This is a genomic window from Antarcticirhabdus aurantiaca, assembly GCF_009765365.1.
In the GTDB taxonomy this organism is placed as follows: domain Bacteria; phylum Pseudomonadota; class Alphaproteobacteria; order Rhizobiales; family Rhizobiaceae; genus Antarcticirhabdus; species Antarcticirhabdus aurantiaca.
This window is the reverse complement of record NZ_VTOM01000017.1, coordinates 20,320-33,185: the sequence shown is the minus strand read 5'-3', so window position 1 is coordinate 33,185 and position 12,866 is coordinate 20,320. Positions and strand designations below refer to the sequence as shown.

Here is a 12,866-nt window from a genome sequence, read left to right as displayed (position 1 = left end):
GCGCTTCGACCTCAGACCCAGTCGACACGGCCCTCGCCGGTGATCGCGAGGATCCGGTCCTGCGGCACGTCGATCCGGGCGGCCTCCCGCTCGCTCCAGCCGGCGAAGCGCCGGAGATAAGCCCGCGTCACGCCGCCATGTGCGGTGACGATCATCGGCCGATCGAACCCTTCGAACACCGGCGCGACGCGGCGTTCGAGATCCGCCAGGGTCTCGGCGCCGGGTCCCGGGGGCAGGAAGTTCCACTTGTCGGCCGAGCGCTGCGCCGAAACGCCGGGCAAGCGCGCTTCCAGCTCGGTCAGGGTCGAGCCCTGCCAGTCGCCGAAATGCACCTCCTTCAAGCGGTCGTCGCGCGCGAAGTCGTCGGGCTCGAGCCCCAGCTCGTAGCGGATGATGCGCATCGTCTCGACCGAGCGGCCGAGCGGCGAGGACAGGAAGCCGAACTCGGAGACGCTGTTGCCCAGGACGTTGCGGAGATAGCGCCCGTTGCGCTTGGCCTGTATGCGGCCGAGCGCGTCGAGCGGGATGTCGACCTGTCCCTGGAAGCGCCGCTCGGCGTTCCAGGCGGTCTCGCCGTGGCGGCAGAGATAGAGCTGATGCGTCATGAGGTGGACGAAGAAGCGCCTCAGGCGTCCTTGACGACGGAAATGTCGGGCGCGTCGACGGCCTTCATGCCGATCGTGTGGTAGCCCGAATCGACGTGGTGGACCTCGCCCGTCACCGCGCTCGAATAATCCGACAGGAAGTAGAGGGCGGAGTTGCCGACCTCGTCGATCGTGACCGTGCGCTTCAAGGGCGAATTGTACTCGTTCCACTTCAGGATGTAGCGGAAGTCGCCGATGCCGGAGGCGGCCAGCGTCTTGATGGGGCCGGCCGAGATCGCGTTGACGCGGATCGCCTTGTTGCCGAGGTCGACCGCGAGGTAGCGCACCGACGCCTCCAGGGCCGCCTTGGCGACGCCCATGACGTTGTAGTGCGGCATCACCTTCTCGGCGCCGTAATAGGTCAGCGTCAGGATCGAGCCGCCCTCGGTCATCAGCTTCTCGGCGCGCTGGGCGACCGCCGTCAGCGAGTAGACCGAGATCAGCATGGTCTTGGTGAAGTTGCCTTCGCTCGTGTCGACGTAGCGCCCGGTCAGCTCGTCCTTGTCGGAGAAGCCGATGGCGTGGACGAGGAAGTCGATCTTGCCCCAGCGCTGCTCGAGCCCCGCGAAGACCGCGTCGATCGTCGCCGCGTCCGCCACGTCGCAGTGGCCGGCGAGCACCGCGCCGAGTTCGGCCGCGAGCGGCTCGACGCGCTTCTTGAGCGCATCGCCCTGGTAGGTGAGGGCGATCTCGGCGCCCTCGCGCGCCAGCGCCTTGGCGATGCCGTAGGCGATCGAGCGGTTGTTGGCGACACCCATCACGAGCCCGCGCTTGCCGTTCATCAGGCCGGTGGATTGGGTCATCGGGGAAACCTTCGCGTATGCCGTCCCTCGGGCACCCGGGCCGGCACGAGACGTGAAGCCTGGCTGGAAGGGGTGCGTCCGCGGCGGGTATGGCACAGCCACGCGCCACGCTTCAAGCGCGGAGCGGAGCGCCGGCCCGTCGCGGCGGGATCAGTCTTCCCCGCCGGACGCCTCCCGCCGCGCCTTCATCAGCGCCGTCAGCTCCGGATCTCCCCCCTCGGGCAGGGCGATCTCGACGGTGACGCGCAGGTCGCCGTGGCCGCCGCCTTTGGTGGACAGGCCCTTGCCCTTCAGGCGCAGCGTGCGCCCGAAATCGGTCCAGGGCTTGATGTTCATCGCCACGCGCCCACCCAGCGTCGCCACGAAGACCTTGCCGCCCAGCACCGCGTCGGCGAGCGGCACGCGCACGGTGCCGACGAGGTCGCGCCCCTCGACCCGGAAGCGCGGATGCTCGGCGAACTCGATCGTCACCAGCGCGTCGCCCGGCTCGCCGCCGGAGACCGAGGGCTGGCCCTGGCCCTTCAAGCGGATGACCTGCCCGTTCTCCACGCCGTCCGGCAGGCGGATGGCGAGGCGCTTGCCGGAGGGAAAGATCGCCTCGACCTTCTCCTCGCCCACCGTGTCCTCGAGGCGGACCTTGAGCGTGGCGCGCAGATCCTCGCCCTTGGTCGGGACGCGCGCGCCGCCTCCGGCGCTGCCGCGCCGCGCGCCGCCGAAGCCCCCGAAGGCCTGCTCGAAGATGTCGGAGAAGACGCCTTCGCCGCCGCCTCCGCCCGAGCGGAACTCGAAGCCCTGCGGGCCGCCCCCGCCGGCCGACCGGAAGTCGAAGCCCCCGGCGCCCGCCCGTCCGCCGAACGGATTGGCGCTGGCCCCGCCGCTCCCGCCGCCGAAGCCGGAGAAGCCCGCGAACTTCGGCTTGCCCTCCGCGTCGATCTCGCCGCGGTCGAACTGGCCGCGCTTGTCCTTGTCGCCGAGGATCTCGTAGGCCTGGCTGATCTCGGCAAAGCGCGCCTGCGCGGTCGGATCGTCCGCGTTGGTGTCCGGATGGTACTTCTTGGCAAGCTTGCGGAAGGCCGACTTGATGTCCTTCTCGCTCGCGTTCTTGGCAACGCCCAGAACGGAATAGGGGTCGCGCATCGTCGGGTGTCGTTCCTTCGGGAAGGTCGGCCTCCGGAGGAGGCGGAGACTGGCTGGCGGCCGGTGCGGAGAGCCCGGCCTTTCGACACCTCTATATGGCGGCCCATCACGGCCCTGTTAAGAGGCGCGCCCTTGATCAGCGGTTGAGGCGCGCCGCTCGCGCGGCGCGCCGTTCCCTGCTAATCGACCCGCGGAACCCATCCGAACACGGAACACCCCCCGCATGCGCCCGATCGTGACGAGCGGCCTCGCCGCCCTTGTTGTGGGGACGGCCGTCCCCGCGCTCGCCGCCGAAGCCGTGACCTATTCGGGCACGCTTGGAACGCTACCGGTGGTGGTCGAACTCGTGCGGCCGGACGAGGGCGGCGCCGTATCGATCGGGCGCTACGCTTATATTTCCAAAGGCATCGACATTCCGCTCCACGGCGGGGGCGACGGCGGCCTGACCCTGACGGAGGAAGCGCCGTGCACCCCGGCGCTCTGCGCCGGCCCGGACGGTCTGGCGCGCGAGGACGGCGTTTACCCCGTCGGAGCGACCTGGCAGCTGCGAAGCGAGAGCGACGGGACGCGCTTGTCGGGCAGCTGGACCAAGGCGGGCTCCACCCAGTCGCTGCCCGTCGCCCTGGAGCGCCGGGGCGCGCGCAGCGTGGAAGAGACCGATTACGCCCCTTTCGACGCGCTCGATCCGCAATCGGCGCTGTTCACCGAGACCGGCAGCGACGAGCCGAGCTTCGAGCGTCTGCCCTTCGACGTCCTCAAGATGGAAGCGCCCCTGGAAGCCGGCGCCGAGGAGCGCCTGGGCGAGGGCGTCTACCGCTTCGACCGGGACCCGCGCATCGGCCTCGCCTTTCCGACCGTTTTGTCGATCGGGCGCGCCGACGTCGCCCCGATCGACGCCTTCCTCGCCGCCGAGCGTTTATCGAGCTCGTTCTCGTCCTTTTCGTGCCTCTCCCGAGCCTATCTCGGCATGGGCTGGAGCGGCCAGATGGGCGAGGGAAGCAACGGCTTCGAGCCGCCCGAGGCCGGCAGCGTCGTCGTCGACCACCTGTCCGAGCGGTTGATGGGCTTCACCGAGAGCGGCAGCTTCTACTGCGGCGGCGCTCACTTCGACAACTACACGATCCACACCGTCGCCGACGTCTCGACCGGTGCGCGCGTCGAGCCGGAAACCCTGCTGCGCGGCTGGACGGCCACCGACGCCGACGGGAACCCGGTCGACCCGAAGGCGTTCGGCGTCGATCCGGACATGCTGACCTGGGGGCCGGACGCCGCGCTCGCCGACTTCGTGCGCACGAAGCGCAAGCGTTTCGACGCCGACATGGAAGGCGGCTGCTCGCTGGACGATTTCATCGGCACGAACCTTGCCGTGTTTTTCCGCCAGGACAGCCTCGTCTTCACCCTGGATGGCCTGCCGCATGCCCTCCAGGCTTGCCAGGACGACCTTCTCGTCGTTCCGCTGGCCGAGGCGCGCGATCTGCTGACGGAGGACGGGGCGCGCTATTTCGCCGTTCTGGACCGCTGAGCCGAACCGCTCAGCCATTCTCGGCGAAGCTGACGAGCACCCATTCGCCGGCGCCGCGCGTGCAGGCCTCGCCCGAATAAAGGGCGATGCCGTCGAAGCGCTGGCGCGTGGTGGTGAAGGCGCGGCAGGTGCGGCTGCCCTCCCGCGTTTCGTTGATGGCGGTGATCGTGCCGCTCGCCCCGGTCTCGGAGTTGGCCCAGGCCACCGGCTCACCGGCGCGCGAGAGGTCGGCGGCCGACACGGCGTTGCGCACCATGCGCTGGTCCGAGATCTGATCGGGCGCGGTCATCGTCGGCAGCATGGCGTCGAGCGCCGGCTCGGCGGGCGGCGGGGCGATCGACCCGGTTACCGTTTCGCGGTCGACCACCGTGTCGAGGCTCGGACCCGAGACGACGCAGCCGCCGAGCGCCAGCATCGCCGTGACCGGTGCGGCAAACAGGACGCGATCGACGCGAAAGCTCTTGTTGAACGGCATGGCCACCATATGGTTCGGCGCGGGTTCAACGCGCCGTTTGCGACACAGCACCGAATTGGGATCCCATCATGGCTTCTCCACCCTTAACCCTCGATGAAGAAACGGCGGGACGCGATCCCATCGCCCTGTTCCGCCGCTGGCTGGCGGATGCGGAGGCGAGCGAGCCGAACGATCCCTCCGCCATGACGCTGGCGAGCGTCGATTCGGACGGCATGCCCGATGCGCGCATGGTCCTGATGCGCGGCGTCGACGAGCGGGGCTTCGCCTTCTACACGAACTTCGAGAGCGACAAGGGGCGCCAGCTCCTCGCCAATCCACGCGCCGCGCTCTGTTTCCACTGGAAGACGCAGCGGCGGCAGGTGCGGGTGAGGGGGGCGGTGGAGCAGGTGAGCGAGGCGGAGGCCGACGCCTATTTCGATTCGCGCCCGCGCGGCAGCCGCATCGGCGCCTGGGCTTCGCAGCAGTCCCGCCCGCTCGCATCCCGCGCGGTCCTAGAAGCGCGGGTGGCCGAGATCGAGGCGCGCTTCGGGGACGAGGCGGTTCCGCGCCCGCCGCATTGGTCGGGCTTCCGGATCGTGCCGGCGCGCATCGAGTTCTGGCAGGACGGCGCCTTCCGGCTGCACGACCGCATCGTCTTCGAGCGGGACGCGGAGGGCGCGGGCTGGACGACGCGCCGCCTCTACCCGTGACGCGCTCCGGTTCCCGCGATGGCGGCGATTTTGCGCCGTCATCGTTCTTTCCTGTGAATCATCGCTGATTCGGCGTCGCCCTTCCGGAACGAGGCGTCCATCTTCCGCGCTACGGGTGACGACGCTCACCCGCGAGACGAGGAGACGACCCATGATCCAGGCGGCGGCGAAGACGAACGGGCAGGACAATCTCGACGATCTCGTCGACGAGGTGATCGCCGCGGCGGGCGGCGACGTGCGCAAGGCCATTCTCGGTCTGGTGCGCGGTCAGCACCTCCTCGAAGGCCAGATGAGCCGGGTCGTCTCGGCCGGCTACGTGCGCCGCGGCTTCGGCCGCGAGAATTAGAGCGAAGGCCACTTCGCGATCCGGCGATCCGACGAATGAAAGGCTGGCGGCCTTCCGCAGGAAACTCGGAAGGCCGCCAGCCTTTTTTCATGGGTCTCGTTGCAGGGCGCTGAGCGCCCTGGCCTTCCTTGGCCTCACGGAATCAGGAAGACGTAGGCGAAGCTTCCGACGGCCGCGAGGGCAGCGAGAGCCGTCGTGTTGATGAACACCGAGACCATGGTTTCGATCGTCATATAGGTTCCCCGTTTCGTGCCCCGGCCGCTTGGATCGCGGCGCTGTTCTGATGGTGTCGAGGATTAGCCGCGCATCGTTTCGACCGGATTGCGCGGCCCTCGAAATGCCTCTGAAACGTCGTCCCGCGGCGGAGGTTTCGCGCGGTATCGTTGATGATCCTTAGCCGGCCGTCGCCCTCCCGCAGCTCCGATGGGGAACCGGCTCGCGCCTGCGGCCTTCCGCATCGAGACGGCACAACGAGGAGACCCGGCATGACCGAGATCGACGAGACGGCACGCGCCCCGCTGCCCGGCGGCACCACCGAGGAAGCGCACGGCGCCGACATCGAAGCGGCCGAGGAGGCCGAGGCCGAAGCCGCGGAGGACGATGGCGACCCCGATCCCGTGGACGGCGACGACGGCACGATCGGCGTTGCCGACGACGACACCGTGGGCATCGACACGGACGACGACGACCGCCGCTTCGGCGACCTCGCGCCTCGGCCGGGCGGCCTGCAGAGCGGGCGCTAATCGCGGCGCCGACAATTTTGGATCGAGCCCGACCTCGCCCTCATCGCGGGGGCGCCCAAAGCCATTCGCACGGCCCGAGCCGATAGCCGGTCACGCCGATTCCATCGGCGCGGTGGTTGCCCCCGCGCCCGCGCGCCCTTCCTTTGTCCTGTCGCCTCAGGCGGCGAATCGATCGAGGGTGGTGTGGGAAGCTCATGAGCCGAGCGCAGATGCTGGTTGAAGCCGTGGACGGCATGGACAAGCGCCTCGAGGAGGTCTTCGCTTTTCTTCGCGCCCTCGACGAGGGCGCCGACCTCGACCGCGAGCGGCTCGGCCACGCCATCCATCAATGCGCCAACGTCCAGCAGTCGATGGGCGCGCTGCGGCGCCTCGTGAAGCGGATCGAAGGCTGAGCGGCCCATGATCGGCCGGATCCTGGGCGCGAAGGGCCTTTCGCTTTGCCGCCGGTGATGCTCTAGAGGGTCGACAAGCCCGGCCTCTTCGCGCCGGGCGCGAACCGGCACAGAGAGGGCGCGATGGTCGCCACCGACATCGCCACGCGGGTCTGGAACCACACGTTCAAGCTCGATCCGATCGTCCGGAGCCTTCTCGACACGGACTTCTACAAGCTCCTGATGCTGCAGATGATCCGCGGGCTCCATCCGGACGTCGACGCGACCTTCAGCCTGACCAACCGCACGGCCTCCGTGCGTCTCGCCGACATCATCGACGAGGACGAGCTGCGCGCCCAGCTCGACCACGCCCGGTCGCTCTCGATCAGCCATCGCGAGATGATCTGGCTGGCCGGCAACACCTTCTACGGCACGCGCCAGATCTTCCGCCCCGACTTCCTCGAATGGCTCGCCCGCTTCCGCCTGCCGCCCTACGAGCTCCGGCGCGTCGACGGTCAGTTCGAGCTGCGCTTCGAAGGGCGCTGGACCGACACGATGATGTGGGAGATCCCGGCTCTCGCCATCATCAACGAGCTGCGCTCGCGCGCGGCCATGCGCGACATGAAGCGCTTCGAGCTCGACGTCACCTATGCCCGCGCCAAGGCCAAGATGTGGGAGAAGGTGCAGCGGCTGCAGAAGCTGCCCGATCTTCGCATCTCCGACTTCGGCACGCGCCGCCGACACTCGTTCCTGTGGCAGCGCTGGTGCGTGGAGGCGCTGAAGGAGGGGCTGGGCGAGGCCTTCATCGGCTCCTCCAACGTGCTTCTGGCCATGGAGACCGACGTCGAGGCGATCGGCACCAACGCGCACGAGCTGCCGATGGTGCGCGCCGCGCTCGCGCGCTCGGACGAGGAGCTTCTCGCCGCGCCCTACCGCGTGCTGGCGGAATGGCAGAGCTACTACGGCGGCAATCTCCTCGTGGTGCTTCCCGACACCTTCGGCACGGCGGCCTTCCTGCGCGGGGCGCCGCAATGGCTCGCCGACTGGACCGGCTTCCGTCCCGACTCCGCGCCGCCCATCGAGGGGGGCGAGGAGATCATCGCCTGGTGGCAGAAGATGGGGCAGGATCCGCGCGACAAGCTGCTCGTCTTCTCCGACGGGCTCGACATCGACTCGATCGAGAAGACCTACCACCACTTCCACGGCCGGGTGCGCATGAGCTTCGGCTGGGGCACCAACCTCACCAACGACTTCCGTGGCATGACGCCGACGCCCAATCCCGGCCTCGATCCGATCTCGCTGGTCTGCAAGGTGTCGAGCGCCAACGGCCGTCCCGCCGTCAAGCTGTCCGACAATTCCGCCAAGGCGACCGGTTCGGCCGCGGAAGTCGAGCGCTACCGCCGCGTCTTCGGCCAGGGCGTCTACGACCGCCGCGAGGTGTTGGTGTGAGGCTTGTTCCCGATTTGGGAACATGATAGGCCTCGTGCATGCAGGTCATCGCCAAGCGGACGCTCAGGCTGTTCTGGGAGCGTGAACCGCGAGCCCGCACGCCCTTGCAGACGTGGCACGCGGCCGCCGAGAGGGCGCAGTGGAGAACGCCGAACGACGTGAAGGCGGAGTTCGGGACCACGGTCGACTTCGTCGCGGACAACAGAGCGATCTTCGACATCGGCGGCAACAAGTACCGGCTGGTCGTTCACGTCTCCTATGAGTATGCGCGGGTGCTCGTGAAGTTCGTCGGCACGCATAAGGAATACGACCGCATCGACCCGGAGACGATCTGATGCAGATGGACCTTCGCGCCCTGCGCACCGAGGCCGATTACGACTGGGCCCTTTCCGAGGTGGCCGCATATTTCGAGCGGGAGCCTGTCCGAGGCACGCCGGAGGCCGAGCGCTTCGACGTCCTGTCCGATCTGATCGCGGCCTACGAGGCCAGGCATTGGCCGATCGAGGCGCCCGATCCTGTGGAGGCGATCCGGGAAACGATGGAGCGCCACGGCTTCACCCAATCGGACCTCGCCGCGCTTCTCGGTTCGCGATCGCGCGCCTCCGAGGTGCTGCGCCATCGCCGGCCTTTGTCGATGGACATGGCCTATCGGCTCAGCACCGAGTGGAAGATTCCCGCGGAGGTGCTGATCCGGCCCTATCGCATCGAGCCGCGGAGCTGACGGCTCAATCCCCCACCGCCACGCCCTCGCGCCGCGGGTCGGCGCCGCCGAGGAGGCCGTTCGGGGTGATGGCGATGGCGTGGAGGCCCGAATCGGGGGCGATCGCCTCGACCGTCTCGTAGCCGAGCGACCGCAGGCCCTCGGCGGCGGCTTCGCCGGGCGTGCCGGCCTCGACGTCGAAGGCGCCGAAACGGTTTCCGAAGCGGGGCATGGAGATGGCGGCCTGCGGGTCCATGCCCCAGTCGATCCAGGCGATCAGCGACTGCGCCACGAAGCCGATGATGCGGCTGCCGCCCGGCGAGCCGATGGCCAGCACCGGCCGCCCCTCGCGCATCACGATGGTCGGCGCCATGGACGAGCGCGGGCGCTTGCCCGGCTCGACGCGGTTGGCGACGGGATAGCCGTTCTCGTGCGTCTCGAAGGAGAAGTCGGTCAGTTCGTTGTTGAGAAGGAAGCCGCCGGTCATCAGCCGTGAGCCGAAACCGTTCTCGATCGTGGTCGTCATCGAGACGACGTTGCCGCTCGCGTCCACCACGTTGAAGTGGGTGGTCGAGGGCAGCTCGATCGCCGCGTCGTCGCCGAGCCGCATCGCGTGGTCCCAGGGCGGCTCGCCCGGCGTCACCGCGTCGTCGGGCAGGGCTCGCGGCCCGCCGAGGAGCTTGGCGCGCTCGGCCATGTAGCTCTCGTCGAGGAGGCCCTTCAGCGGCATCGGCACGAAGTCGATGTCGGCCATGTAGCGACCGCGGTCGGCGAAGGCGAGGCGCGAGGCGTCGCCGATCAGCCGCCAGGTCTCGGGGGCGAGCGGGGCCATCGCCTTCACGTCGAAGGGCTCGATCAGCTCCAGGATCTGCCCGACGGTCAGCGCGCCGGAGGAGGGCGGGCCCATGCCGCAGACCTCGTGGCCGCGATAATCGGTGCAGACCGGCTCGCGCTCGGCGATGCGATAGGCCCGGAGATCCTCCAGAGACAGGAGGCCCGGATTGTTCGGCGCCTGCGTGACGGTCCGGACGATGTCCTCGGCGACCGGTCCCTCGTAGAAGCCGGCAGCCCCCCGTTCCGCGATCCGCCGAAGCGTCGCGGCATATTGGGGGTTCTTCAGGCGATGGCCGGCCGCGAGCGGGCGACCTTCGTTGTCGAAGAAATAAGCGCGGGTCGTCTCGAACCTCTTCAGCCGGTCGCCGTCCTCCGCGATCAGCCGGGCGAGCCGCGGCGACACGGCGAAGCCGGCTTCCGCAAGTTCGATCGCCGGCGCGACGACGTCGGCCCAGGGCAGCTTGCCGTAGCGCGCGTGGGTCTCCGCGAGGAGCTTCACCGTTCCCGGCGTGCCGACAGAGCGCCCGCCGACCACGGCGTCGTAGAACTCCAGCGGCTCGCCGGCCTCGTCGAGGAAGAGCTTCGGCGTGGCTGCGCGCGGCGCGGTTTCGCGCCCGTCGAAGGTCGTCAGCCGGCCGCCGGCCGCGTCGAAGTAGACGAGAAAGGCGCCGCCGCCGATGCCGGAGGACTGCGGCTCAACGAGGCCGAGCACGAGCTGCACCGCGACGGTGGCGTCGATCGCGCTACCGCCGGCCCGCAGAATCGCCAGACCCGCCTCGGCCGCCAGCGGATGGGCGGCCGTCACCATCTGCCGCTCGGCGCGCACGGGCGCGGCGGCCGGCGGCAGCGCCGGGGAGGGGGCCGGAGCGTCGGAGCGGGCCTCCGGCGCGACGGCGTCGCTCGCCTGATCCTGCGCCCACGAGAGCGGCGCGCCGGCCAGAAGCGCGGCAACAAGCGCGCATGACAGGAAACCTCGGCGCATGACGACCACCCTCCATCGCAATCCCGGCCGGGAGGGTAGCGCCTCGCGCCGCCGCCGCAAGGCGCGGCGCGGCCGCGCCACAGGCTGGGCAATGGTAAACATCGCCGCCCAACCGCACGCCCCGCGCAAGTTACCGGGCTTAACCCTCTCTTAACCGCCCGCTATCGACGGGCCGGCAGGACCCTCTGAACCAATGACCGACCCGACCCTCGCTCCCAAGCCCATCCGGTTGAAAGGCCGCTCCTTCCTGGCGCTCGTGTTGTCTCCGGAACAGCCCTTCGACCGCTGGCTCGACGGCCTCGACGACCTCGCGCGGCGCTCCACCGGCTTCTTTCTGGGCCGGCCGATCGTTCTCGACGTCGAGAACATCGAGGTCGGCAAGGCCGAGCTGAAGACCCTCGTCGACGAGCTGTCCAGCCGCGGCGTGCGGATCATGGGCATCGAAGGCGCGCTTCCCTCGCAGCTCGCCCCCGGCATGCCGCCCGCAATGCGCGGCGGCCGCCCGGCCGGCGACATCGCCGCGCCCGAGGCCGGCGAGGCGGCGCCCGCCGCCGCTCCCGCCGAGGGCGGTGCCCCGGCCAGCGACGAGCCGGTCGTCGCCGCCCTGCCGGCGGCCCTGGCCCAGCCGCGCACCGTTCCCTCGCTGATCCTGGAGGAGCCGGTGCGCTCGGGCCAGACGATCATCTTCCCCGAAGGCGACGTCACCGTGCTTGGCTCCGTGTCGAGCGGCGCCGAGATCGTCGCCGGCGGCTCGATCCACGTCTACGGCGCGCTGCGCGGCCGGGCGCTGGCGGGGTCGGTCGGCAATGCCGACGCCCGCATCTTCTGCCGCAAGCTCGAAGCCGAGCTCGTGGCGATCGACGGCCTCTACAAGATGGTCGACGACATGGACGCCCGACTGCGCGGCCAGGCCGTGCAGGTCTGGCTTGAGGGCGACGCCATCAAGGCGCAGGCGCTCGGTTGAGCTGATCGGCTTCGAAAGAACGATTGGACGAAAGGAAAGAGAGTTCGGCGATGGCAAAGGTAATCGTGGTGACGTCCGGCAAGGGCGGCGTCGGCAAGACGACGTCGACGGCTGCCCTCGGCGCGGCGCTGGCTCAGCGCGGCGAGAAGGTGGCGGTCGTCGACTTCGACGTCGGCCTTCGCAATCTGGATCTGGTGATGGGCGCCGAGCGGCGCGTGGTCTACGACCTGATCAACGTGGTCCAGGGCGACGCCAAGCTCGCCCAGGCGCTGATCCGCGACAAGCGGCTGGACACCCTGTTCCTGCTGCCGGCCTCGCAGACCCGCGACAAGGACAACCTGACGGCCGAGGGCGTGGCCACCGTCATGGCCGAGCTCAAGCAGCACTTCGACTGGGTGGTCTGCGACAGCCCCGCCGGCATCGAGCGCGGCGCGACGCTGGCCATGCGCCACGCCGACATCGCGGTGGTCGTGACCAACCCGGAAGTCTCGTCGGTGCGCGACAGCGACCGCATCATCGGCCTCCTCGACGCCAAGACCGAGCGCGCCGAGAAGGGCCAGCGCATCGAGAAGCACCTGCTTCTCACCCGCTACGACCCGATCCGCGCCGAGCGCGGCGACATGCTGAAGGTCGAGGACGTCCTCGAGATCCTCTCGATCCCGCTCCTCGGCATCATCCCGGAAAGCCCCGACGTCCTGCGCGCCTCCAACCTCGGCACGCCCGTCACCCTCGTCGAGAGCGCGCCGTCCTCGGCCTATCGCGACGCGGCGCGGCGCCTGGCCGGCGAGTCGATCCCGATCACCGTTCCCGGCGAGAAGCGGGGACTCTTCGGCAAGCTGTTCGGCCGGAGGGCCGCATGAGCCTCTTCCAATTCCTCAACTTCAACCGGCGCAACACCGCGCCGGTCGCGCGGGAGCGCCTGCAGGTGCTGCTCGCCCACGAGCGCGCCGCCGTCGGCCATTCCGACCTCGTCGGGGTCCTGCGCGAGGAGATCCTCGCCGTGATCGCCAAGCACGTGTCGGTCGACAGCGACCGGGTCCAGGTGAAGATGGAGAAGGGCGAGATCGTCTCGACCCTCGAAGTCGACATCGAGATCCCGGCCACCGCCTCGATCCGCAAGGCATCCTGAGGCCGAGGTCTTCTCCCGGCCCACCGATGAACGGCCCCACCGGGCCAGGTTACGCGGTGCCGGAGAACGCTCGAACGC

16 protein-coding genes are annotated in these 12,866 nt (G+C 69.4%); 11 read left to right on the top strand and 5 right to left on the bottom strand.

Annotated elements, in window-relative coordinates; translation table 11 throughout:
• Positions 1 to 11 precede the first annotated feature (11 nt).
• The 3 genes from FZN60_RS19055 to FZN60_RS19045 all read right to left on the bottom strand — a co-directional run bounded on the left by FZN60_RS19055 (position 12) and on the right by FZN60_RS19045 (position 2,584).
• Positions 12 to 605, bottom strand: coding sequence for a histidine phosphatase family protein (locus tag FZN60_RS19055; RefSeq protein WP_158875094.1), 594 nt, complete (start codon positions 603 to 605; stop codon positions 12 to 14).
• A 20-nt stretch (positions 606 to 625) separates the two neighbouring features.
• On the bottom strand, positions 626 to 1,447 hold the full coding sequence (gene fabI, locus FZN60_RS19050) for an enoyl-ACP reductase FabI (protein ID WP_158875093.1): 822 nt from the start codon (positions 1,445 to 1,447) through the stop codon (positions 626 to 628).
• A 150-nt stretch (positions 1,448 to 1,597) separates the two neighbouring features.
• Complete coding sequence (locus tag FZN60_RS19045) at positions 1,598 to 2,584, bottom strand: DnaJ C-terminal domain-containing protein (protein ID WP_158875092.1); 987 nt, start codon at positions 2,582 to 2,584, stop codon at positions 1,598 to 1,600.
• A 223-nt stretch (positions 2,585 to 2,807) separates the two neighbouring features.
• Here FZN60_RS19045 and FZN60_RS19040 point away from each other — a divergent pair, with 223 nt between their 5' ends.
• Entirely contained in the window at positions 2,808 to 4,106 is a 1,299-nt protein-coding gene (locus FZN60_RS19040) for a hypothetical protein (RefSeq protein WP_158875091.1), read from the top strand.
• 10 nt (positions 4,107 to 4,116) lie between these two features.
• Here FZN60_RS19040 and FZN60_RS19035 read toward each other — a convergent pair whose 3' ends face one another.
• Positions 4,117 to 4,581, bottom strand: a complete 465-nt coding sequence (locus tag FZN60_RS19035) for an RT0821/Lpp0805 family surface protein (RefSeq protein WP_158875090.1) — start codon at positions 4,579 to 4,581, stop codon at positions 4,117 to 4,119.
• 68 nt (positions 4,582 to 4,649) lie between these two features.
• Between FZN60_RS19035 and pdxH the strand changes: the two genes are divergently transcribed.
• The 7 genes from pdxH (at position 4,650) to FZN60_RS19000 (ending at position 8,900) form a co-directional block, all read left to right on the top strand.
• Positions 4,650 to 5,270: a pyridoxamine 5'-phosphate oxidase gene (gene pdxH / locus FZN60_RS19030; RefSeq protein ID WP_158875089.1), complete on the top strand. Its 621-nt coding sequence runs from the start codon at positions 4,650 to 4,652 to the stop codon at positions 5,268 to 5,270.
• A 151-nt stretch (positions 5,271 to 5,421) separates the two neighbouring features.
• Complete coding sequence (locus tag FZN60_RS19025; protein ID WP_158875088.1) at positions 5,422 to 5,616, top strand: hypothetical protein; 195 nt, start codon at positions 5,422 to 5,424, stop codon at positions 5,614 to 5,616.
• A gap of 485 nt (positions 5,617 to 6,101) precedes the next feature.
• The gene (locus FZN60_RS19020; protein WP_158875087.1) at positions 6,102 to 6,359 is read left to right on the top strand and encodes a hypothetical protein; all 258 of its coding nucleotides are present in this window, start codon (positions 6,102 to 6,104) and stop codon (positions 6,357 to 6,359) included.
• 194 nt (positions 6,360 to 6,553) lie between these two features.
• On the top strand, positions 6,554 to 6,751 hold the full coding sequence (locus FZN60_RS19015; RefSeq protein WP_158875086.1) for a hypothetical protein: 198 nt from the start codon (positions 6,554 to 6,556) through the stop codon (positions 6,749 to 6,751).
• Between the two features lie 123 nt (positions 6,752 to 6,874).
• A complete protein-coding gene (gene pncB, locus FZN60_RS19010; protein ID WP_158875085.1) occupies positions 6,875 to 8,179 on the top strand; it encodes a nicotinate phosphoribosyltransferase in 1,305 nt (434 codons plus the stop codon).
• Positions 8,180 to 8,217: 38 nt separating this feature from the next.
• Positions 8,218 to 8,514 (top strand): type II toxin-antitoxin system HigB family toxin, encoded by a 297-nt coding sequence (locus FZN60_RS19005; RefSeq protein WP_158875084.1) that lies wholly within the window; start codon positions 8,218 to 8,220, stop codon positions 8,512 to 8,514.
• Between the two features lie 5 nt (positions 8,515 to 8,519).
• On the top strand, positions 8,520 to 8,900 hold the full coding sequence (locus FZN60_RS19000) for a helix-turn-helix domain-containing protein (RefSeq protein WP_158875207.1): 381 nt from the start codon (positions 8,520 to 8,522) through the stop codon (positions 8,898 to 8,900).
• Between the two features lie 4 nt (positions 8,901 to 8,904).
• Here the strand turns inward: FZN60_RS19000 and ggt are convergent, their stop codons facing one another.
• Entirely contained in the window at positions 8,905 to 10,695 is a 1,791-nt protein-coding gene (gene ggt / locus FZN60_RS18995) for a gamma-glutamyltransferase (RefSeq protein ID WP_158875083.1), read from the bottom strand.
• A gap of 193 nt (positions 10,696 to 10,888) precedes the next feature.
• Here ggt and minC point away from each other — a divergent pair, with 193 nt between their 5' ends.
• The 3 genes from minC to minE are packed head-to-tail and all read left to right on the top strand — an operon-like array spanning position 10,889 to position 12,788.
• A complete protein-coding gene (gene minC, locus FZN60_RS18990; RefSeq protein ID WP_158875082.1) occupies positions 10,889 to 11,659 on the top strand; it encodes a septum site-determining protein MinC in 771 nt (256 codons plus the stop codon).
• 23 nt (positions 11,660 to 11,682) lie between these two features.
• Entirely contained in the window at positions 11,683 to 12,519 is an 837-nt protein-coding gene (gene minD / locus FZN60_RS18985) for a septum site-determining protein MinD (RefSeq protein ID WP_255476073.1), read from the top strand.
• Positions 12,516 to 12,788 carry a cell division topological specificity factor MinE gene (gene minE, locus FZN60_RS18980; protein WP_158875080.1) on the top strand — a complete coding sequence of 91 codons (273 nt, stop codon included), beginning with the start codon at positions 12,516 to 12,518 and terminating at the stop codon, positions 12,786 to 12,788. Before minD ends, minE begins: the two co-directional genes overlap by 4 nt.
• Positions 12,789 to 12,866 lie beyond the last annotated feature (78 nt).

Bases quoted from the DNA above. Each gene is read 5' to 3' on its own strand.
- pncB (WP_158875085.1), top strand. From the start codon at position 6,875: ATGGTCGCCACCGACATCGCCACGCGGGTCTGGAACCACACGTTCAAG.
- FZN60_RS19040 (WP_158875091.1), top strand. From the start codon at position 2,808: ATGCGCCCGATCGTGACGAGCGGCCTCGCCGCCCTTGTTGTGGGGACG.
- FZN60_RS19055 (WP_158875094.1), bottom strand. From the start codon at position 605: ATGACGCATCAGCTCTATCTCTGCCGCCACGGCGAGACCGCCTGGAAC.
- minE (WP_158875080.1), top strand. From the start codon at position 12,516: ATGAGCCTCTTCCAATTCCTCAACTTCAACCGGCGCAACACCGCGCCG.
- minC (WP_158875082.1), top strand. From the start codon at position 10,889: ATGACCGACCCGACCCTCGCTCCCAAGCCCATCCGGTTGAAAGGCCGC.
- FZN60_RS19045 (WP_158875092.1), bottom strand. From the start codon at position 2,584: ATGCGCGACCCCTATTCCGTTCTGGGCGTTGCCAAGAACGCGAGCGAG.
- FZN60_RS19025 (WP_158875088.1), top strand. From the start codon at position 5,422: ATGATCCAGGCGGCGGCGAAGACGAACGGGCAGGACAATCTCGACGAT.
- FZN60_RS19000 (WP_158875207.1), top strand. From the start codon at position 8,520: ATGGACCTTCGCGCCCTGCGCACCGAGGCCGATTACGACTGGGCCCTT.
- pdxH (WP_158875089.1), top strand. From the start codon at position 4,650: ATGGCTTCTCCACCCTTAACCCTCGATGAAGAAACGGCGGGACGCGAT.
- FZN60_RS19005 (WP_158875084.1), top strand. From the start codon at position 8,218: ATGCAGGTCATCGCCAAGCGGACGCTCAGGCTGTTCTGGGAGCGTGAA.
- ggt (WP_158875083.1), bottom strand. From the start codon at position 10,695: ATGCGCCGAGGTTTCCTGTCATGCGCGCTTGTTGCCGCGCTTCTGGCC.
- FZN60_RS19035 (WP_158875090.1), bottom strand. From the start codon at position 4,581: ATGCCGTTCAACAAGAGCTTTCGCGTCGATCGCGTCCTGTTTGCCGCA.
- fabI (WP_158875093.1), bottom strand. From the start codon at position 1,447: ATGACCCAATCCACCGGCCTGATGAACGGCAAGCGCGGGCTCGTGATG.
- FZN60_RS19020 (WP_158875087.1), top strand. From the start codon at position 6,102: ATGACCGAGATCGACGAGACGGCACGCGCCCCGCTGCCCGGCGGCACC.
- FZN60_RS19015 (WP_158875086.1), top strand. From the start codon at position 6,554: ATGAGCCGAGCGCAGATGCTGGTTGAAGCCGTGGACGGCATGGACAAG.